Source organism: Palleronia sediminis (assembly GCF_004358695.1).
Classification (GTDB): Bacteria; Pseudomonadota; Alphaproteobacteria; order Rhodobacterales; family Rhodobacteraceae; genus Palleronia; species Palleronia sediminis.
The window spans coordinates 57834-78511 of the sequence record NZ_SNAA01000011.1 but is presented as its reverse complement, the minus strand read 5'-3'; the positions used below and the strand labels follow the sequence as shown (position 1 = coordinate 78511).

Below are 20678 nucleotides of genomic sequence, written 5' to 3'. Positions count from 1 at the left end.
CCGTGACGGATCCGGCGACGGTCGGGCTCAGAGGATGCCCGGAAGGTCCAGACCGTTTTGACGGGCGCAGTCCAGCGCCTCTTCATAGCCCGCATCGGCATGGCGCATGACCCCGGTGGCGGGGTCGTTCCACAAGACGCGGGCGATACGGCGGTCCGCATCCTCGGTTCCGTCGCAGCAGATGACCATGCCCGAATGCTGGCTGAAGCCCATCCCGACCCCGCCACCATGATGCAGCGATACCCAGGTCGCGCCCGACGCGGTGTTGAGAAGGGCATTCAGCAGCGGCCAGTCCGAAACGGCATCCGAGCCGTCTTTCATCGCTTCGGTCTCGCGATTGGGCGAGGCGACCGACCCGCTGTCCAGGTGATCGCGCCCGATCACGATGGGGGCGCTCAGGTCACCATTTCGGACCATTTCGTTGAAGGCCAGGCCGAGCTTGTGCCGCACTCCGAGGCCGACCCAGCAGATCCGCGCCGGAAGCCCCTGAAAGCTGATGCGCTCGCGCGCCATGTCGAGCCAATTATGCAGATGCGTGTCCTCCGACAGGATCTCTTTCACCTTGGCGTCGGTCTTGTAGATATCTTCGGGATCGCCAGAGAGGGCCGCCCAACGGAACGGGCCGATGCCTCGACAGAACAGCGGGCGGATATAGGCGGGCACGAAGCCGGGGAAGGCAAAGGCGTTCTCCAGCCCCTCTTCCAGCGCAACCTGCCGGATGTTGTTGCCGTAATCCAGCGTCGGCACGCCCGCGTTCCAGAAATCGACCATCGCGGCGACATGCACCTTCATGCTGGCACGCGCAGCCTTTTCGACGGATTTGGGATCGCTTTCGCGCTTGTCGCGCCATTGGGCCATGGTCCAGCCCTGCGGCAGGTAGCCGTTGATCGGGTCATGCGCGCTGGTCTGGTCCGTGACCATGTCGGGGCGCACGCCGCGCCTGACAAGTTCGGGGAACACGTCGGCGGCATTACCGAGTAGCGCGACCGACTTTGCCTCGCCCGCCTCGGTCCAGCGCTCGATCATCTCGAGCGCCTCGTCCAGCGTGTCGGCGCGCTCGTCCACATAACGGGTGCGCAGGCGGAAATCGATGCTGTCGGGATTGCACTCGACGGCAAGGCAGCAGGCGCCCGCCATCACGGCGGCCAGCGGCTGCGCACCGCCCATGCCGCCAAGCCCGCCGGTCAGGATCCACTTGCCCTTGAGGTTGCCATCGTAGTGCTGCCGCCCGGCCTCCACGAAGGTTTCGTAGGTGCCCTGCACGATGCCCTGCGAGCCGATATAGATCCACGAACCAGCCGTCATCTGGCCATACATCGCCAGACCCTTCTTATCGAGCTCGTTGAAATGATCCCATGTCGCCCAATGCGGCACCAGATTGCTGTTGGCGATCAGCACGCGCGGTGCATCCTTGTGGGTCTGGAACACGCCGACCGGCTTGCCCGACTGCACAAGAAGGGTCTGATCCTCGTCGAGTGATTTGAGGCTGTCGACGATCCTGTCGAAATCGGCCCATGTGCGCGCCGCGCGGCCGATCCCGCCATAAACGACCAGCTCGTGAGGGTTCTCCGCCACGTCGGGATGCAGGTTGTTCATCAGCATCCGCATCGGCGCCTCGGTCAACCAGCTTTTCGCCGTTATGGCGGTGCCGGTCGCGGGATGGACGTCACGGGTGTTCTTGCGCGGATCGCTCATGCTTGGTCTCCGGTAGGTTTGGGCAGGGTAGGGGCCAGATCGGCCAGTTCGGTCAGGATCTCGGCAAGATGCGCGCGCAGTCGGTCCGCCTTGGCCGCGTCATAGCGCCAGGGTGCGGCTTCGGCGTCGAGATAGGTGGATTGCGCCAGTTCCATCTGGATCGCATGGAGCCCGCTTTGCGGTCGGCCGTAATGGCGGGTCGTCCAGCCGCCCTTGAAGCGGCCGTTGATGGTGCCGGTGTAGCCCTCGGCCCGATCGCACACCGCGCTTACGGTACGCTCGATCGCGGGATCGCACGTTTCGCCCATGTTGGTGCCGATACTGAAATCGGGCAAAACCCCATCGAAGAGAAAGGGGATCTCGGAGCGGATCGAATGGCAGTCATAGAGAATCGCCACGCCGTGACGGGCGCGTACCCGCTCGAGCTCGGCGGCCAGTGCGGCGTGATAGGGCGCGTGATAGGTTGCGCGGCGTTTCTCGATCTCGGCGTCATCGGGCGTGCGGTCCCAGATATCGTATCCGTCGAAATCGGTCAGCGGGACGAGGGCGGTCGTGTTCTGACCCGGATAGAGCGACGCGCCCGACGGATCGCGATTGGCGTCGATCACGTAACGGTGGAACGTCGCCCGCACGCTTGTCGCACCCGGCAAAAGGCCCTCGTAGAGCTTGTGGATATGCCAGTCGGTATCGTCGAGGCCGCGGCCCCGCGCGTTCAGATCGGCGCGGACGTCCTCCGGCACGCAAGTGCCCGTGTGCGGAAGGCCGAGCACCACGGGGCTGTCCCCGCGGGTGATCTCGACGGGGGTCATTCGCCCAGCCTGGGCATGGGGGTGGATGTCGCCTCGGTGATCTCGCCAGAGGCGATCATTTCGGCCGCGCGCTCGATCTCGGGGGCCATGTAGCGGTCGTCGCCAAGGACTCCGATTTCCTGCCGCAGATGCATCATGACGCGCTGCAATGCCGCACTCGTACTCAGTGGGGCACGAAAATCCACACCTTGCGCGGCGCATAGCAATTCGACCCCGAGAATACGGTTGAGGTTCTCGAGCATGGGGATCAACCGGCGGGCACCGTGCGCGGCCATGCTGACGTGGTCCTCCTGATTGGCGGAGGTGGGCGTGCTGTCGGTGACGCATGGGTTGGCGAGATGCTTGTTCTCGCTCATCAGCGCGGCGGTCGTGACCTCGGCGATCATGTAGCCGGAGTTGAGCCCCGGCCGCGGTGTGAGGAAGGCCGGCAAATCGTGGCTCAGCACGGGATCGACGATCAGCGCGATGCGGCGTTGCGCGATGGCACCGATCTCGGCCACGGCGAGCGCGATCATGTCGGCGGCAAAGCCCACCGGCTCGGCGTGGAAGTTCCCGCCCGAGACGATCATGTCGGCCTCGGTCAGAACCAGCGGGTTGTCCGTGGCGGCGTTCGCCTCGATTTCGAGCGTGCCTGCCGCCTGGCGCAGCACGTCCATCGCGGCGCCCGTCACCTGCGGCTGGCAGCGGATGCAATAAGGATCCTGCACGCGCGCGTCGCCCTCGACATGGCTTTCGCGGATCTCGGAGCCGTCCAGCAGCGCGCGCATCGTCTTGCCCGCCTCGATCTGACCGCGATGGCCCCGCAACGCGTGGATCTCGGGCTGAAGCGGCGCGGTGGACCCCATGATCGCATCCGTCGACAGGGCCGACGTCACCAGTGCCGCATGCGCCGCACGCCACGCGCCGAAAAGACCCGCCAGCGCAAAGGCGGTCGAGAATTGCGTACCGTTGATGAGGGCGAGCCCTTCCTTGGGGCCAAGCTCGACCGGGGCAAGGCCCGCGGCCTCGAGGGCCTTGTCGCCGGGCATCACCTCGCCGCCATATTCGGCCTCGGCATGGCCCATCATCACGGCGCTCATATGCGCCAGCGGTGCCAGATCCCCCGATGCGCCGACCGAGCCCTGCGCCGGGATCTGCGGCGTGACGCCCTTCTCCAGCATGGCCTCGATCAATTCCGTTACTTCGAGTCGCACCCCCGATGCACCGCGCCCGAGACTGAGCAGCTTGAGCGCCATCATCAGCCGGGCCACACGACGCGGAATTGCCGGGCCGACCCCGCAGCAATGCGACAGGATCAGGTTACGTTGCAGGGTCGCCGTGTCCTCGGCCGCAATCTTGACCGACGCCAGTTTGCCGAAGCCGGTATTCACGCCATAGACTGCGTCCGATCCCGCCACGGCCTTGGCAATGCGTTCGTTCGCCCGCTCGATATCGCGATGACACGCCGGATCGAGCCGCACCACGGCCTCGCCCCAATAGATCTGCGCCAGGTGGTCGAGGGTCACGGCGCCGGGCGTGAGGGTGAGAGTGATCACGAAGTTCCTCCGAAAATGCGGGTATGAAGCGGGTTGAAACCGATGCGATAACTCAGCTCGGCCGGGGTCCTCGCGTCCCACACGGCCAGATCGGCACGTTTGCCGGCGGCGAGAATGCCGCAATCACCCAGGCCGAGGGCGATGGCCGCATTGCGTGTCGCGCCGCTCAGCGCCTCTTCGGGCGTCATGCGGAACAGGGTGCAGGCCATGTTCATGGTCAAAAGGAGCGAGGTCAGCGGGGACGATCCCGGGTTGTTGTCGGATGCCAGCGCCATCGGGACGCCCGCTTCGCGCAGGCGCTCGATGGGCGGGGCTTGCGTCTCGCGGATCGTATAGAAGGCGCCCGGCAGGATGACGGCGACGGTGCCGGCCTCGGCCAGGGCGGCAACGCCCGCATCGTCCAGATATTCGACATGGTCCGCCGACATCGCGCCATGCCCGGCCGCCATGATTGCGCCGCCGAGGTTCGAAAGCTGCTCGGCGTGGATCTTGACCGGCAGGCCCAGATCTTCCGCAACGTCGAAAACGCGCGATACCTGCTCGGGTGAAAAGGCGATGCCCTCGCAGAAGGCATCGACCGCATCGACCAGCCCTTCGGCATGTGCCCGGCGCAAAGTGGGAATGCAGACCTCGTCAATATAGGCGTCGGCCCGGCCTTCGTATTCGTGGGGCACCGCATGAGCGCCGAGGAACGTGGTGCAGATCCGCATCGGTCGCACGCGCCCGATCTCGCGTGCGGCGCGCAGCATCCGCAGCTCGGTCTCGGTATCGAGACCGTAGCCTGACTTGATCTCGAGTGTGCAGACCCCTTCGGCCAGCAGGGCATCGACGCGCGGCAGGGCCAACGCCACCATCGTCTCGAGATCGGCCGCCCGCGTCGCCTCCACGGTCGAGACGATGCCGCCCCCGGCGCGCGCGATTTCCTCGTAGCTGGCGCCGTTGAGACGCATCTCGAACTCGCCCGCACGATCGCCGCCATGCACGATGTGGGTGTGGCAGTCGATCAGGCCGGGTGTCACGAGGCGGCCGCCCAAGCTGTGGCGAGCGGCATGCGCATATGTTCCCGGTAGATCCGCTTCGGGTCCGACCCAGCCGATCCGCCCATCCTCGACCACGATCGCAGCGTTCGCGATCAAGCCATAGGGCACTCCCCCCGTCGTCATCGTGCATGCGGTCAAATCGACGTAGAGGGTTCGGCTATTTGTCATGGATTGTCCGGAATGGCTCAAGATTCGCTTTGCCAGAGGCGTCTTACTCAGTTTATGTCTATACATAAGCTTACGAAAGGCAGTCAAATGATTTTCGCAAATCGGGCTCTTCTCGCGCATGGCTGGGCCTGCAATGTCAGGGTCTCGATCGAGGGGGGCAGGATCGCGCGTATCGAGAAAGGGGCCGCTGCCCGGCCCGGCGACGCGGTGGTCGATACGCTTCTTCCGGCGCTGGCCAACCTGCACAGTCACAGCTTTCAGCGGGCGATGGCGGGGATGACCGAATACCGTATGGCCGGTCGGGACAGCTTCTGGACCTGGCGCGAACTGATGTATCGCTTCACCGCGCATCTCGATCCCGATCAGATCGAGGCCATCGCCGCCTTCGTTTTCCTCGAGATGCAGGAGGCTGGTTATGCCAGCGTTGGGGAGTTTCATTATCTCCATCACCAGCCCGACGGCACGCCCTATGCAGATTTGGGCGAATTATCGGTGCGGATCGCCGCGGCGGCCGACCGGACGGGGATCGGCCTGACGCATCTGCCGGTGCTTTATACGTACGGAGGCGCGGGTGAGACGCCGCTGCAGGCAGGTCAGGCGCGGTTCGGCAATGACGTCGATCGCTTTGCCGACCTCGTCGCCCGCGCGCGTTCCGCGGTGGGTGCGCTGCCCGAGGATTGTCGCGTGGGCATCGCGCCGCATTCCCTGCGGGCCACGTCGCCGCGGGATCTGACGCGCGTGTTGGCCGCGCATGAGGGGGGGCCCGTTCATATCCATGTGGCCGAGCAGCCGAAAGAGGTCGCCGACATCTCCGAGTGGCTGGGCGCGCGCCCCGTCGACTGGCTTTTGCGCAACGCGCCGGTCGGTCCCGACTGGTGCCTCATCCATGCAACCCACATGACCGAGGCCGAGACGCAGGGTCTTGCCGCGTCGGGGGCGGTTGCGGGTCTCTGTCCGATAACCGAGGCCAATCTGGGCGACGGGCCCTTCAACGGGCCGCAATATCTGAAGGCCGGTGGCGCATTCGGCATCGGTTCCGACAGCAATGTGCTGATTTCACTCACCGAAGAGCTGCGCATCCTGGAGTATTCGCAGCGCTTGCGCGACGTGGCGCGTAACGTGATGGTCGTCGGTGAAGGTTCGGTGGGTGAACGCCTCTATCTCGGGGCCGCACGCGGAGGCGCAAAGGCGCTCGGCCGCAATGCCGGCCGCATCGAGACCGGCGCACTGGCCGACCTGGTCGCCATCGATTCGAACGACACGGCGCTCTGTACGCTGAGGCAGAACCAGCTTCTCGATGGGCTGGTCTTTGCCGCGACGGACCGCGTCGTGACCGACGTGTGGTCCGCCGGTCGCCATGCCGTGACGGGCGGGCGTCACGTCGCCCGCGATGCGGTGGTGCAGGCCTACAAGGACGCGATGGCCAGCGTGATGTCCGCACTCTGATCGCGGTAGTCGAGCGCGATCTCGAGGATCGCGTCGCCTGCGGCGAGCCGTGCGGTCAGACGCGTGGTCACAAAGAGCGTGTCGGCCGCCCCGCGGGTTCTGCCGCCGATCTCCGGTGTGCCGGAGATGACGTGAATTGCCAGCAGGCCCGTCCCGGCCGGGCGCAATTCGATGTCGGTCGGGCCGTGATGCGGCGTGACACGGCCCGCGCAGATCGACGCATCGAACATAAGGTTGAGATCCGTCAAAGGCCCGTCATGCAGCCGGGCCGTCACCGGCAATCCACCGTCGAAGGCGACCGGCAGACAGGGCGGGGCGGTCAGCGAGCCGCCCTTGTGCACCAGATCCATTCCGCTGTTCGAGACCACGGTAAGGATGCGCTGCAAACCCTCGAAATTCGAGAATGGCCCATCCTCGCGCACATCCGCCCGGCTGAGCGTCCAGACAACGCGATCCCCGGACATGCCGCGCGCGATCCTGCGCGTGATGCCGCCCCCGTTCTTCCACGGAACGTCCACAAGGTCGGCGCCATTCAGAACGTGCATGTCACGCCTCGTTTCGCTGTAGTCCGATCATCTGCCTGAACGGGTCCGGACAGGAAACACTTTTCAGCCGTCGCGCCCGGCGGGATCGGTTGGTCGCAATGTACGATGGCACGCTGATGCCGCGTTGCATGACCTGCGCCCTTTCGTTGCCGGCATAACGGTACTGTTCTCGGTCGCCACGGGGAGATGCGGCAAACCGACGACCGCCACCTTGCATTCAGACGGTGGAGCGTCGCACCGCGCGGGGGGCCGCCGGGGCGCGTGACAGTTGCACGGCGAGGATCCCGGCCATGATGATCGCCACCCCGACGATATCGAGAGGGCCGATTCGTTCGCCCAGCATCAGCGACGCGATCGCGACGCCGAGAAACGGATTGAGAAAGTGAAAGGTCGCGGCCCGTACCGGCCCGATCCGCCGCACCAGCATGAACCACACCAGCGTCGCCGCGAGGCCCGGCACGAGCGTCGTGTAGGCGAAGGCCAGTGCCAGCCGCGGCGTCGGGTCGAAGACGAGCGGTTCGGTCGCCGCCGCCACGGCGGCGAGGATGGCCGAGCCCACCAGCATCTGAAGCCCGACCACCATCAGCACGTTGCCCCCCGAGGCCGCGCCGCGCACCGAGAGCGTCGCCACCGCCAGCGCCACCACCCCCATCAGGCAAAGCGAGAGGCCGAACAGGTCGACTCCGCCCGAGATCCGCGTGCCCATGATGAGCGAGACGCCGGCAAACCCCGCGACGAGCCCCGCCACCGCCACACGGCCCAGCCGCTCGCCCATCGCGACCCAGCCGGCGAAAGCCACGAGGAGCGGCATGGAGGACGCGATGATCGAGGCAAGCCCCGCCGGCACGGTCTTCATCGCGACGAAGTTCAGCCCGAGATAGAGCGCGTTCTGGCACAGCCCGAAGAGGATCGTGAGCCGCCATTGCGCACGCGTCAGCTGCCAGCTCTGGCCGAGAGCGCGCGCGATGCCGATGGCCAGCAAGCCCGAGATGAGAAACCGCAGCGCCAGTGCCCAGAGCGGCGGGGCATCCGCGACGATCAGCTTGGCCGAGGTGAAGGCCGACGACCACATGACCGCAAAGCCCAGCCCCAGCAGGATCGCGCGGGCATCCATCAGCCGAGCGCGATCCCGGCATCCCTCATGTCGTGAAGGGCGGCGTCGCGCGAGCCGTCGAGGTCGATGGCCGCGCAGAGTTCCGGGACGACGGCGACCTCGAAGCCCAGCCGCGCCGCGTCCCGTGCCGACCACGCGACGCAGAAATCGAGCGCCAGCCCCACGAGGGTCAGCCGGCTGAGGCCCCGCGACCTCAGGTAGCCCTCGAGCCCGGTGGGCGTCTCGTGGTCGTTCTCGAAGAACGCCGAATAGCTGTCGAGTTCGCGGCGGAACCCCTTGCGCAGGATCATGTCGGCATCCTGCCTGAGCCCCGGCACGAAGGCGGCGCCGTCGCTGCCCTGGATGCAGTGATCGGGCCAAAGCACCTGCGGGCCATAGGGCATGGCGATCGTCTCGAGCGGTGCGCGGCCCTCATGCGACGAGGCGAAGGACGAATGGCCCGCCGGGTGCCAGTCCTGCGTCAGGATCACGGCCGGGAAATCGTCCATAAGCGCGTTGATCCCGCCGACCAGCGCATCGCCCCCCGCCACGCCGAGCGCGCCGCCGGGGCAGAAATCGTTCTGCATGTCGATGACGATGAGGGCGTGGGTCCGGTCGCGCATGTCGAAGCCTCGGGCGGTTATGCTGGACCTTGGGTTGCACCGGGCCGGGGCCTTGTCAACGCCGCCCCGCCGATGCGCATGGATGGCCGGCGTCCGGCCGGTGAGTATTTGGGGAAACAGAGAAGGCAGGGCGCGCGCCCGGTGCCGGTGCGGCGGCGGGGGGGCGCGGTCAGCCCTTGCGCTTGCGCGTGACCTTGCGCTTTTCCTTTTTGGCCGCGGCGGCGCGGCGCGCCTTGCTGCGCGCCTCGGCCCGTTTGGGGGCGGTGCCGGGGCGGCGGTGGCCGCGTCCGCGCGCGAGCGGCGCGCCCTCGACCTCGATCAGGTCGAGGATCATACCGCCCGAGATCGGCGCGGCCTCGACGAGGCGGGCGACGACGCGCTGGCCCAGCCCCAGCGTCAGCCCGCTATCGGCGCCGGTCAGGGTCTGACTGTCGGCATCGTGGTGAAAGAACTCGGCCCCGAGCGCGCGTACCGGGATCAGCCCGTCGGCGCCCGTCTCGTCGAGTTTCACGAACAGGCCGAACCGTTGCACCCCAGAGATGCGGCCGGGCAGGTCGGTGCCGATCCGGTCGGCGAGATAGGCGGCGAGATAGCGGTCGGTCGTGTCCCGCTCGGCCAGCATCGAACGGCGCTCGGTCGAGGAGATGTGCTCGCCGATCCCGCGCAGGTCCTCGGCATCGGTCCCCCCGAGCCCGTCCTTGCCCCAGCCATGGGCCGAAATGAGCGCGCGATGCACGACGAGGTCGGCATAGCGGCGGATCGGCGAGGTGAAATGCGCGTAGCTGCGCAGCGCCAGGCCGAAATGGCCGAAATTGTCGGGGCTGTAATAGGCCTGCGTCATGGCGCGCAGCGTCGAGATGTTGAGAAGCTCGGCGAACTCGGTCTCGGCGGCCTGGGCGAGCAGGCGGTTGAGCTGCCGCGTTTGCAGGACCTGCCCCTTGGCGAGACCCAGCCCCGAGGCCTCGGCGACCTCGCGCAGGGCCTCGAGCTTTTCGGGCGAGGGTTCTTCGTGGACGCGGTAGAGCAGCGGCTGGCGGCGCGCGGCCAGTTCCTCGGCCGCGGCGACATTGGCGAGGACCATGAACTCCTCGATCAGGCGGTGCGCGTCGAGCCGCTCGCGGAAGGCCACCGAGGTCACGCGCCCGTCCTCGTCCAGCTCGATCTTGCGTTCCGGCAGGTCGAGCTCGAGCGGCTGCCGCCGGGCTCGCGCCGCCCTGAGCGCGGCATAGGCCGCGTAGAGCGGGTCGATGACGGTCTGGACCAGCGGGGCCGCGCGATCCGAGGGCGTGCCGTCGCGGGCGGCCTGCGCCTCTTGATAGGTCAGCGAAGCGGCCGAGCGCATGATGCCCCGCACGAAGCGGTGGCCGGTCTTGTTGCCCTCGGCATCGAGCACCATGCGGACGGCCATGCAGGCGCGATCCTCGCCCTGGTGGAGCGAGCACAGCCCGTTGGACAGGGCCTCGGGCAGCATCGGCACGACGCGGTCGGGGAAATAGGACGAGTTCCCGCGCTTCAGCGCCTCGCGGTCGAGCGGCGTTCCGGGGCGGACGTAACGGGCGACATCGGCGATGGCGACCCACAGGACATGCCCGCCGGGATTGGCCGGATCGTCATCGGCCATCGCCAGCACCGCGTCATCGTGGTCGCGCGCATCCGCCGGGTCGATGGTGACGAGCGGCAGGTGGCGCAGATCCTCGCGCCCCTCGGCGGGGACGGGGCGCGCGGCCTCGGCCGCGTCGAGCACCTCTTGCGGAAAGACATGGGGGATGTCGTGCTGGTGGATCGCGATCAGCGAGACGGCGCGCGGTGCCGTCGGATCGCCAAGGCGCGCCACGATGCGGGCCTGCGGCAGGCCCATATCGCCCTTGCCGCCGGTCCGCTCGGCCTCGACGAGTTCGCCGTCGTGCGCGCCGTCGGTGTCGCGGGCGCGTACCAGCCAGTCGCGGTCGGCCTTCTTGTCGACGGGCACGACGCGCCCGCCATGCGGATCCTCGCGAAAGATGCCCAGCAGGCGCTGCACGGTTTGCGGCAGGCGACGGATGAGCCGCCCCGTATAGGCGTGGTCCGTCGCCTCGGCGGGGGCGAGCCGCAAGAGCGCACGGTCGCCGCGCCCCAGCGCGGCGTCGCCCCGGCCGAGCGTGACGAGGATGCGCGGCGCCGGGCTGTCGCCGTCCCAGACGGCGGGGCGGGCAAAGAGGTCGCCATCCGCATCGGGGCCGGTGATTTCGCAGACCGTGACGGGCGGCAGCGCCTCGGGGTCGCGATAGGTCTTGCGGCGTCGGGTCAGGTGCCCGTCATCCTCGAGATCCTTGAGGATGCGCTTCAGGTCGACGCGATCCGCGCCCTTGATTCCGAAGGCGCGCGCGATGTCGCGTTTCGAGCTTTGCGTGGGGTTTTGCGAGATCCAGTCGATGATCTCGTCGCGCGAGGGGATACGGGCCATGAACCCGACCTAGCGCGTCGCGCGGCAAAGCGACAGGGCGGGCATGTCACAGCGCACGGCGCATCAGCCGATGGGGAATCCCCGCGTCGTCGAAGATCGGCCCCTCGGCCTCGAAGCCGAGCTTGCGGTAGAAATCGAGCGTATGGAGCTGCGCACCCAGAACCGCCTCGTCGATGCGGGGGGTCTCGCGCAGGATGCCCAGCGCGGCCTCGACCAGTTTGCGCCCGAGCCCGGTGCCGCGATAGGGCGCGAGCACGCAGATCCGTCCGATCTTGCCCACGGGCGGGTCGAGCAGGATGCGCGCCGTCCCGATCGGCAGACCCTCCTGCTGTGCGAGGATATGGATGGCGCCCGCGTCGAGGTCGTCGATCTCGTCGGCCTCGGAAATCCCCTGTTCCTCGATGAACACCGCGCGGCGCACCGAATGGCAGGCGGCGAGGTCCGGGCTGCGGCCGATGATGAGGCTCATGCGAAATAACTCTCGATGATCCGGCCATAGATGGCCTTCAGCTGGTGAATATGGTCGACCGCCACCTGTTCGTCCACCTTGTGCATGGTGGCGCCGACCAGCCCGACCTCGACCACGGGGCAGTGCCGCGCCAGGAACCGCGCATCCGAGGTGCCGCCCGTGGTCGATAGGCTCGGCACGATGCCGGTCACGTTGCCCACCGCGCGCTGCACCATGTCGGTCAGCGGCCCCGGCGCGGTCACGAAGCTTTCGCCCGACACCTTGATATCGGTGTCGAAGCGGATGTCGGTCGCCCGGCTGACCGTTTCGGCCTGGGCGCGCAGCCAGTTCGACAGCGACACCCCGCTATGCGCGTCGTTGAATCGGATGTTCACCATGGCGGTGCACCGCGCCGGGATCACGTTATTGGCCGCGTTCCCGGTATCGAACCCCGTCACCTGAAGCGTCGTCTCGTCGAAATGGTCCGAATCGTCGTCGAGCGGAAAGGCCCGCAGCCGTGCCAGCAATTCGATCATGCCGTGGATCGGGTTGCGCGCCTGGTGCGGATAGGCCGAATGGCCCTGCTGGCCGATGGCCGTGATCCAGGCGGTCAGCGACCCGCGCCGCCCGATCTTGATCATCTGGCCCATGTGGTCGGGGCAGGTCGGTTCGCCCACGATGCAGGCGTCCATCCCTTCGCCGGTCTGGCGCATCCAGTCGAGAATGGCGGCGGTGCCGTCGATGCCGTCGCCTTCCTCGTCGCCGGTGATGGCGAGCACGACGGAGCCGTCGATGTCGCGCTCGGTCGCCTCGATCGCGGCGGCGACGAAGGCCGCGACGCCCGATTTCATGTCGCAGGCCCCCCGGCCATAGAGGAACCCGTCGCGGATCTCGGCGCCGAACGGGTCGCTGGTCCAGCTATCGGGATCGCCCGGCGGGACCACGTCGACATGGCCGTTGAACCCCAGCACCGGCCCCTTGCGACCCCAGCGCGCATGAAGGTTCGGGATGCCGTTGCGATCGACCCGCGTGCATAGGAACCCCGCATCCTCGAGCAGCGCGTGCAGCATGGCGATGGGGGCCTCGCTTTCGGGCGTGACCGAGGGCAGGCGGATCAGGTCCTGGGTGAGTTCGACGGGATCGACGGTCATGCGCGTTCCTCGCGGGCGGGGATGGGGCGGGGCGCGGGCGCGATACGCGCCTGCGCCCGGTCAGTCCTCGTCATGGGTGGGCGTCATCAGGGCGACGATCACCGCGTTCTGTTCGAGCGCGCGATCCATCAGCGCGCCCTCGTCCTCGTCGATCTCGTCGCCGTCGGCCTCGCGCTCGGCGCGGGTGCCGTGGCCCTCGACCTCGATGGGGTTGAGCCCGGCCTGCTTGAGCACGGCCACCGTTTCGCGCACGGCTTCGGCCTCGTCGATGCCCGAGGCGTAGCATAGCAGCATCGCGCCGGTCGATCCCTCGGGCAGGTCGTCGCCGGGCGCGCGCCCGACCTCGACGGCGAGGGTAAAGACCTGCTGGCGTTTCTTGTCGGGGCTTTTGTCCATCGGGTCGGAGTGCCTGCCGGATCGGCATCTGTCAATTCGCACCGCGCATGACGGCGCCGGGGGCCCGATCGGACCCCCGGCGCAAAATGCGGGGTGCAAGGATGCGCAGTCAGTTTCGCCCGGCGATCGCGCGCCAGACAAAGATCAACCCGCAGGCGCCGACGATTGCCACGACGAGATAGGCGAACCAGTTGTCGGCGGGGTAGAGGCCGAAGATCGTGCTAAGCAGGAAGTTCAGCACCGCGGCGCCGACGATCCCGAGGATGATGTTCATCAGGAGGCCGGTATCGGCCTTCATGATCCTTTCGGCGATCCAGCCGGCAAGCCCGCCGAGGATGATAGTGATTAGCCAGCCCATGTCAGTCCTTTCGGCTTTCGTTACAGGCTCGAGAACACGGAGGCGGCGCAGGCGGTTCCATCGGGCGGGCGCCGTGCGGGGTTCATCCGCCCGTCCCGCCACCGCCACCGCGCCCGAACACCTCGAGCAGCACCGCCGCGCCATAGACGCAGATCATGGCGACGCTTTCGACCCCGATCCGCGCGGGGCCGCGGCGCTGGCGCAGGATCAGCCCGGCCAGCAGGATCGCGGTCATCAGGATGCCGGTGGCCAGCCAGTAGAGATCCGACGCGCCGACCGCGTGATAGATCGACCCGTCGCGATAGGCGACATCCGAGGCCACGAGGAACAGCGTGTCGAAGGTGTTGCCGCCGATGATCCCGCCCACGGCAAGCTGAAGCGCGCCGCGGCGCACCGCGACCAGCGTCGTGACCAGCTCGGGCAACGAGGTGACGACCGCGGTGATGAGCGACCCGACAAGGCTCGACGCGAGGCCGAACCGGGTGATGAAGGTGCCGCCGATCTGGCTGATGACCCAGCCCCCCGCGCCCATGACCGCCACCAGCCCGACAAAGGTCATGGCGGGCCGGAACGCCGAACGGTCCGCCTCTTCGGGGTCTTCGGGTTCGTCCTCGCGGGTGTCGCCGGTCTGGACGGGCTTCCACATGGGGTCGTCCGCGACATAGCCCGCGGTGCGCGCGCAGTAGAGATAGGCGAGGAACAGCAGCACCGACATGGGATGGATGCCGAGATAGGCCATCTCGGGGCCGGCCATCGCGGCCAGGGGCAGGCTCATCAGCATGATGAGCATCACCGCCTGGAACAGGTTGGCCGGTTCGGCCGCCGCGTGTTCGAGATTGGCGTTCTTGTGCAGCATGTCGGCCAGCGCCAGGAACAGCGTCTGCGCGGCGATCCCGCCGACCGCGTTCGAAAAGGCGTAGGACGCATCGCCCGACATCGCCGCGTCGACCGAGACGACGACCCCGGCAAGCGAGGTCGCCGCCCCGAGGATCAGCCCGCCCGCCATCGCCTCGCCCATGCGGGTGCGGTCGGCGATGATGTCGGCAAGCTCGGTCGCCTTGATCGACGACAGCACCACCGCCGCACCGGCGATGGCGAAAAATGTCATCAGAAGCGTGACGGAAAGATCATCGAACATCCGGGTCAATCTTGCCCGGCAAATCCATCCGTCAAGCGCAGGGGTGCCTCAATCGCGCAAAAGCTCGTTGATGCCGACCTTGGAGCGGGTGCGTTCGTCCACCCGTTTCACGATCACCGCGCAATAGAGGTTGATCCCGTTCTTCGACGGCATCGACCCCGATACGACCACCGAATAGGGCGGGATCTCGCCATACATGACCTCGCCGGTCTCGCGATCCACGATCTTGGTGGATTTGCCGATATAGACGCCCATGCCCAGCACCGCGCCCTCGCGCACGATGCAGCCTTCGACCACCTCGGAGCGGGCGCCGATAAAGCAGTTGTCCTCGATGATGGTCGGATCGGCCTGCAACGGCTCGAGCACGCCGCCGATGCCGACACCGCCCGAGAGATGCACGTTCTTGCCGATCTGCGCGCAAGATCCGACCGTGGCCCAGGTATCGACCATGGTGCCGCTGTCGACATAGGCACCGAGATTGACGAAGGACGGCATCAGCACCACGCCCGGCGCGATATAGGCCGAGCGGCGGACGACCGCGTTCGGCACGGCGCGGAACCCGGCCTCGCGCCAGCGGTTCTCGCCCCAGCCGGCGAACTTGCTGTCGACCTTGTCGAACCAGCCGCCGCCCTGCGGGCCGCCCGGCTGCATTTCCATGTCGCGGACCCGAAAGCCCAGCAGGACCGCCTTTTTCGCCCATTGGTTCACCGACCAGGCGCCGTCCGCGCCTTTCTCGGCGACGCGCAGCGCCCCGGTATCGAGCGCCTCGAGCGTGGCCTCGATCGCCTCACGGGTCTCGCCGCCGGTCTGCGGGGTGATCGCGTCGCGATCTTCCCAGGCGGCCTCGATCGCGGTTTGAAGCTCGGGGTGGGCCATCGGGCGCTCCTTGTCTGGTGGCGGTTCCTGCTGGCCGCGAGGCTATAAGCCCGCTACCTGCACTGCGCAATGGCAGGAGGATGCAGATGAAAGACGACCGCAACACCCGGTTTCGCGACGCGCATACCGACCGGGCCACGGCCGAGCAGATACCCGACACGCCCCAGACCCGCGCCCCGGCCTACCGGCTGGCCTTTGCCGATGACGATTTCCTCTGCCGCGAAGAGCTTCGCCCGGTGCGGCTGCAACTCGAACTGCTCAAGCCCGAGATGGCGCTCGCCGAAGAGGGCATAACCTCGACCGTGGTGCTGTTCGGCGGTGCCCGCATCCCCGCGCCCGCGTCCCGTGACGAGGCGCGGACCGAGACGCTGTCCGACCTGTCGCGCTACTACGACGAGGCGCGGCGTTTCGCGCGGCTGATGACCGAGCGTTCGCTGGAAAGCGACGGGCGGCGCCATGTCATCGTGACGGGCGGCGGCCCCGGCGTGATGGAGGCGGGCAACCGCGGCGCGCATGAGGCGGGCGGACGCTCCATCGGGCTGAACATCGTGCTGCCGCACGAACAGGCCCCCAATGCCTATGTCACGCCGGGGCTGTGCTTCAACTTCCACTATTTCGCGATCCGCAAGATGCATTTCCTGATGCGGGCGCGCGCGCTTTGCGTCTTTCCCGGCGGGTTCGGGACACTGGACGAGCTGTTCGAGGCGCTGACCCTGATCCAGACCGGCCGGATGGAGCGGATCCCCGTGCTGCTTTTCGGCCGCGCCTTCTGGGAGAGGATCGTGAATTTCGAGGCGCTGGCCGAGGCAGGCACCATCTCGCCCGACGATCTCGAGCTGTTCGCCTTTGTCGAGACGGCCGAAGAGGCGCTCGAGACCATCGACACGTGGCCGCATCGCGGGAAGCGCACGAGCGTGCCGGGGCGCAACGCGGCCGACGGGGAATGACCCCCGCCGGCCGGCGCCGCGTCAGGCACCGGTTTCGGCGGCGATCTGGGCGCGGGACTTGCGCGCCCGCTCGGTGTCGGACTTGAGCTGTCCGCAGGCGGCCATGATGTCCTCGCCCCGCGGCGTGCGGATGGGCGAGGCATAGCCCGCCTTGTAGATGATGTCGGCAAAGGCGCGGATGCGGTTGTTCGACGACCTCTCGTAGGGGGCGCCGGGCCATTCGTTGAAGGGGATCAGGTTGATCTTGGCCGGGATGCCCGCGATCAGCTCGACCAGGCGGCGCGCGTCCTCGTCGCTGTCGTTCACGCCCTTGAGCATGACATATTCAAAGGTGATCCGCTCGGAGTTCGACAGCCGCGGATAGCTGCGCAGCGCGTCGAGCAGCGCCGCGATGTTCCAACGCTTGTTAATGGGCACCAGACGGTCGCGGACCTCGTCCGTGGTCGCGTGAAAACTGACCGCCAGCAGGCAGCCGATCTCTTCGGCGCAGCGCGCGATCTCGGGGACGACGCCGCTGGTCGATAGGGTGATCCGGCGGCGGCTGAGGCTGATGCCCTCGCCATCCATCACGATCTTCATCGCGTCGCGGACGTTCTCGAAATTGTAGAGCGGCTCGCCCATGCCCATGAGAACGACATTCGATAGAAGCCGCGTCTCGTCCTTGGGGTTGCGCCCCGGCTCGGGCCATTCGCCAAGGTCGTCGCGCGCGACCATCACCTGTCCCACGATCTCGCCGGGGGTCAGGTTGCGCACCAGCCGTTGCGTGCCGGTGTGGCAGAACGAACAGGTCAGCGTGCAGCCCACCTGGCTCGAGATGCAGAGCGTGCCGCGGTTTTCCTCGGGGATATAGACGGTTTCGACCTCGTGGCCGCCGGCGATGCGCAGCAGGTATTTGCGCGTCCCGTCCGACGAGACCTCGCGCCGCACCACCTCGGGCAGGGCGATCTCGAACCGGTCGGCCAGAAGAGCGCGGAACGGCTTGGCGAGGTTCGTCATCTCGTCGAAGGACCGCACGCCGCGCTGGTAGATCCAGGCCCAGACCTGTCCCGTGCGCATCCGCGCCTGTTTCTCGGGCGTGCCGGCCTCGATCAGCGCGGCCTGCAACTGGGCACGCGTGAGCCCGACGAGATTGCGGCGCGGGCCGTCCTCGACCTTGCGGGGGAACGTCACCACGTCCTGCGTGATCGGCGCTTGGGGCGCATCTGTCATGGCGCGGGCCTCGGTCCTGCGGAATTCAGGGCATATAGACAGGGCCGCGGATCAAATAAAGCCCGCAGCCCCGTGACGGGACGAATCGCAGGGCCGTGCGCGCGGTTATTCCGCGCAGCGGCCCTGTGCCTCTTCGAGGGCCGAGGTGAACCCGAACAGCGAGAACGTGTCCGCCGTCTGGGTGCCGCGGCTCGACCGCGCGGTGAGCGTGGCATCGGCCCCGCGCTTCAGCGCGGCGACGATCTGGTCGTCCTGCGCGGCCGAGGCGGGCCAGGCCCATTCGCCATCGGTGAACAGGTCGAACTTGGTTCCGCCCACGTCGAGCTCGACCGTCGAGCCGTCGGCAAAGGGATAGCCGCCGGTGAACGACACCTCGCCCTCCACGTCGGCGCCGGGTCGGAAAGTCACGAACATCAGGATGTCGCCGCGCCGCACCGACACGACCTGGCCGCCCCGCGTGTTCACGGTGCGGGTCGGGCTGGACACGCTCCAGCACTCCTTGGGGTCGTCCTCGACGAAAACGCTCCACGCCGTTTCGACCGCGACTCTATTGGTGCTTTCGTCCTGGGCGAACGCGGCAAGCGGCGCCCCTGCGAGGACCATGGCGATTGCCGCGCCCATTGCGACGGGTGCAAGACGTGCTGTCATCTGCTCTAAGGCCTCCATCTGCCATGCCTTTGCGTGCCGGATGCCTGGTCCGGATCGATCGCCGGTTCCATTTCCCGACGGGCGGTGCGACCTTAGCGGATGACGGCGCAAGGACGAAAGGCCCTGTGGCGAAAAATCGCCGCGCCGTGATAGCGTTTGAACAGCACCGAGGACCCCGCCCATGCCCGACGCCCAGGACATGATCCGCGCCACGCGCGGCGATCTCGTCGAATCCACGCATCGCGGCCATGCCGTCGTGATGGATGCGGGCGGCATCGCGATGGCCTGGGGCGACCCCGATGCCGTGATCTATCCCCGGTCGTCGTGCAAGATGCTCCAGGCCCTGCCGCTGATCGAGGCGGGGGTCGACCTTCCGTCCGAGCGGATGGCGCTGGCCTGCGCCTCGCATCAGGGCGCGGCCCTGCATGTCGAGGGCGTGCGGCACTGGCTTGCGGATATGGGGCTGGGCGAGGATGACCTCATGTGCGGGCCCGAGCCGTCGCGCGACACCGATCTGCGGCACGCGATGATCCGGGCGCACGAGGCGCCGGGGCAGGTCCATAACAACTGTTCGGGCAAACACGCCGGGTTTCTCGCGCTGACCCGCCATCTCGGCGCCGGGCCGGCCTATGTCGACCCCGATCACCCGGTGCAGAAAGCCGTCCGCGCCGCCTTCGAGGAGGTGACGGGCGAGGACAGTCCGGGTTTCGGGTTCGACGGCTGCTCGGCCCCCAATTTTGCCACCACGACCACGGGCCTTGCGCGGGCCATGCAGCGATTTGCTTCGGCGGGGCAGGGCGGTGGCGGCCGCGACGGCGCCATGGCCGCGCTGCGCGACGCGATGATCGCGCATCCGATGCTGGTGGCAGGCGAGGGCCGCGCCTGCACCGAGCTGATGGCAGCCTGCACGACCCCCGCGGCGATCAAGACCGGCGCCGAGGGCGTGTTCGTCGCGATCCTGCCCGAGCGCGGCATGGGCGTCGCGCTCAAGATCGCGGATGGCGCCACCCGCGCCTCCGAGGCGGCGATCGCGGCGATCCTGGTGCATCTGGGCGCGCTCGATCCCGAGCACCCGGCCGCGCGCCGCCGGCTCGGGGTGCCCATCGTCAACCGCGCCGGGCTCGAGGTCGGGCGGATCGAGGCGATGGCGGGCTTTCCGGCCTGATACGCGCGGGGCCGGTTCTCAGGTGGCGAACTCGGTGTCGGCATAGCCCTGAAGGTAAAGGAGCGCGGTCAGGTCCGAGAAATCGACCCTGAGCCCGGCCGCGGCCGCCACCACAGGCTTGGCGTGAAGCGCGACCCCGGCCCCGGCAAGGCCGATCATGCCCAGGTCGTTCGCCCCGTCGCCCACCGCCATGGCCGCCTCGGGGCCGACCCCGAGCTCGGCGCAAAGCGCCTCTAGCGCCTCGACCTTGGCCGCGCGCCCGAGGATCGGCTCGGCCACCTCGCCCGTCAGCCGCCCGTCCCGCGCGATCAGCCGGTTCGCCTGGTGACGGTCGAAGCCGAGCGCCTCGGCCACGCGGGCGGTAAAGCCCGTGAACCCGCCCGAAACCAGCGCGGCGGTCGCGCCATGCGCGCGCATCGTGCCCACCAGCGCGGCCCCGCCCGGTGTCAGGGTGATGCGCTCGGACCAGACGCGCTCGATGGCCTCGATCGGAAGCCCGGCCAGCAGCCTGACCCGTTCGCGCAGCGCGCCCTCGAAATCGAGCTCGCCGTTCATGGCGCGGGCGGTGATCTCGGCCACGCGCGGACCGACGCCGGCGAGGTCGGCCAGCTCGTCGATGCATTCCTGCCCGATCATGGTCGAATCCATGTCGGCGATCAGCACCCGCTTGCGCCGCCCCGCGGCCGGCTGAACGGCGCTGTCGACGCGCATCCCGCGCAGATCGGACTGCACGTCGGCGAGGTTTGCGGGCCGCGTGGCCAGCGCGAACTCGGCCGCGCGATCGGGCGAGAGCCACTGGATATCGCCCCCGCCCCAGGCATTGCGCAGGCTGTCGGCAAGCGCGGGGTCGAGCCCGTCGGGGGCGATCAGCGTGGCAACATACATCGGGCGGGCTCCGGCAGGGGCGTCGGCGGCGTGATCGCGCGGCGGGCCCGGTTTGGCAAG

20 protein-coding genes are annotated in these 20678 nt (G+C 68.0%); 3 read left to right on the top strand and 17 right to left on the bottom strand.

All coding sequences use genetic code 11. The features are described 5' to 3' along the window. Positions 1 to 27: 27 nt before the first annotated feature. The 4 genes from hutU to hutI are packed head-to-tail and all read right to left on the bottom strand — an operon-like array spanning position 28 to position 5247. Positions 28 to 1695, bottom strand: coding sequence for a urocanate hydratase (gene hutU / locus E2L08_RS10885; RefSeq protein ID WP_133397109.1), 1668 nt, complete (start codon positions 1693 to 1695; stop codon positions 28 to 30). Next, positions 1692 to 2504 carry an N-formylglutamate deformylase gene (gene hutG, locus E2L08_RS10880; RefSeq protein WP_133397108.1) on the bottom strand — a complete coding sequence of 271 codons (813 nt, stop codon included), beginning with the start codon at positions 2502 to 2504 and terminating at the stop codon, positions 1692 to 1694. Before hutG ends, hutU begins: the two co-directional genes overlap by 4 nt. Continuing rightward, positions 2501 to 4039: a histidine ammonia-lyase gene (hutH, locus tag E2L08_RS10875; RefSeq protein WP_133397107.1), complete on the bottom strand. Its 1539-nt coding sequence runs from the start codon at positions 4037 to 4039 to the stop codon at positions 2501 to 2503. The genes hutG and hutH overlap by 4 nt, the downstream gene beginning before the upstream one ends. Next, on the bottom strand, positions 4036 to 5247 hold the full coding sequence (hutI, locus tag E2L08_RS10870; protein ID WP_133397152.1) for an imidazolonepropionase: 1212 nt from the start codon (positions 5245 to 5247) through the stop codon (positions 4036 to 4038). Before hutI ends, hutH begins: the two co-directional genes overlap by 4 nt. An 87-nt stretch (positions 5248 to 5334) precedes the next feature. On the opposite strand from hutI, the gene E2L08_RS10865 reads away from it, so the two are divergent. Continuing rightward, positions 5335 to 6693: a formimidoylglutamate deiminase gene (locus E2L08_RS10865; protein ID WP_133397106.1), complete on the top strand. Its 1359-nt coding sequence runs from the start codon at positions 5335 to 5337 to the stop codon at positions 6691 to 6693. Here E2L08_RS10865 and E2L08_RS10860 read toward each other — a convergent pair. The 10 genes from E2L08_RS10860 to dapD form a co-directional block, all read right to left on the bottom strand. Then, a complete protein-coding gene (locus E2L08_RS10860) occupies positions 6654 to 7238 on the bottom strand; it encodes a HutD/Ves family protein (protein ID WP_133397105.1) in 585 nt (194 codons plus the stop codon). The two genes, E2L08_RS10865 and E2L08_RS10860, sit on opposite strands and share 40 nt — an antisense overlap. Positions 7239 to 7455: 217 nt before the next feature. Beyond that, positions 7456 to 8352 (bottom strand): DMT family transporter, encoded by an 897-nt coding sequence (locus E2L08_RS10855; RefSeq protein WP_133397104.1) that lies wholly within the window; start codon positions 8350 to 8352, stop codon positions 7456 to 7458. Continuing rightward, a complete protein-coding gene (gene pncA / locus E2L08_RS10850) occupies positions 8352 to 8954 on the bottom strand; it encodes a bifunctional nicotinamidase/pyrazinamidase (protein WP_133397103.1) in 603 nt (200 codons plus the stop codon). Before pncA ends, E2L08_RS10855 begins: the two co-directional genes overlap by 1 nt. A 169-nt stretch (positions 8955 to 9123) precedes the next feature. Further along, a complete protein-coding gene (gene rnr / locus E2L08_RS10845; protein WP_133397102.1) occupies positions 9124 to 11397 on the bottom strand; it encodes a ribonuclease R in 2274 nt (757 codons plus the stop codon). A 46-nt stretch (positions 11398 to 11443) separates the two neighbouring features. Next, positions 11444 to 11866, bottom strand: a complete 423-nt coding sequence (locus E2L08_RS10840; protein WP_133397101.1) for a GNAT family N-acetyltransferase — start codon at positions 11864 to 11866, stop codon at positions 11444 to 11446. After that, the gene (dapE, locus tag E2L08_RS10835) at positions 11863 to 12996 is read right to left on the bottom strand and encodes a succinyl-diaminopimelate desuccinylase (protein ID WP_133397100.1); all 1134 of its coding nucleotides are present in this window, start codon (positions 12994 to 12996) and stop codon (positions 11863 to 11865) included. The genes E2L08_RS10840 and dapE overlap by 4 nt, the downstream gene beginning before the upstream one ends. Positions 12997 to 13056: 60 nt before the next feature. Continuing rightward, positions 13057 to 13392, bottom strand: coding sequence for a DUF8846 family protein (locus E2L08_RS10830; RefSeq protein WP_133397099.1), 336 nt, complete (start codon positions 13390 to 13392; stop codon positions 13057 to 13059). Positions 13393 to 13501: 109 nt separating this feature from the next. Further along, a complete protein-coding gene (locus E2L08_RS10825; RefSeq protein ID WP_133397098.1) occupies positions 13502 to 13750 on the bottom strand; it encodes a GlsB/YeaQ/YmgE family stress response membrane protein in 249 nt (82 codons plus the stop codon). A gap of 82 nt (positions 13751 to 13832) precedes the next feature. After that, positions 13833 to 14888: a sodium:calcium antiporter gene (locus E2L08_RS10820; protein ID WP_133397097.1), complete on the bottom strand. Its 1056-nt coding sequence runs from the start codon at positions 14886 to 14888 to the stop codon at positions 13833 to 13835. A gap of 48 nt (positions 14889 to 14936) precedes the next feature. After that, positions 14937 to 15764, bottom strand: coding sequence for a 2,3,4,5-tetrahydropyridine-2,6-dicarboxylate N-succinyltransferase (dapD, locus tag E2L08_RS10815; protein WP_133397096.1), 828 nt, complete (start codon positions 15762 to 15764; stop codon positions 14937 to 14939). Between the two features lie 86 nt (positions 15765 to 15850). Here dapD and E2L08_RS10810 point away from each other — a divergent pair, with 86 nt between their 5' ends. After that, complete coding sequence (locus E2L08_RS10810) at positions 15851 to 16711, top strand: LOG family protein (protein WP_133397095.1); 861 nt, start codon at positions 15851 to 15853, stop codon at positions 16709 to 16711. Positions 16712 to 16732: 21 nt separating this feature from the next. Here the strand turns inward: E2L08_RS10810 and rlmN are convergent, their stop codons facing one another. Then, a complete protein-coding gene (rlmN, locus tag E2L08_RS10805; RefSeq protein ID WP_133397094.1) occupies positions 16733 to 17920 on the bottom strand; it encodes a dual-specificity RNA methyltransferase RlmN in 1188 nt (395 codons plus the stop codon). A gap of 105 nt (positions 17921 to 18025) precedes the next feature. After that, a complete protein-coding gene (locus tag E2L08_RS10800; RefSeq protein ID WP_133397151.1) occupies positions 18026 to 18541 on the bottom strand; it encodes an invasion associated locus B family protein in 516 nt (171 codons plus the stop codon). A 208-nt stretch (positions 18542 to 18749) separates the two neighbouring features. On the opposite strand from E2L08_RS10800, the gene E2L08_RS10795 reads away from it, so the two are divergent. Next, a complete protein-coding gene (locus E2L08_RS10795) occupies positions 18750 to 19733 on the top strand; it encodes an asparaginase (protein ID WP_240758199.1) in 984 nt (327 codons plus the stop codon). 18 nt (positions 19734 to 19751) lie between these two features. On the opposite strand, the gene serB is transcribed toward E2L08_RS10795, so the two are convergent. After that, positions 19752 to 20618, bottom strand: coding sequence for a phosphoserine phosphatase SerB (serB, locus tag E2L08_RS10790; protein WP_133397093.1), 867 nt, complete (start codon positions 20616 to 20618; stop codon positions 19752 to 19754). Between the last annotated feature and the right edge of the window lie 60 nt (positions 20619 to 20678).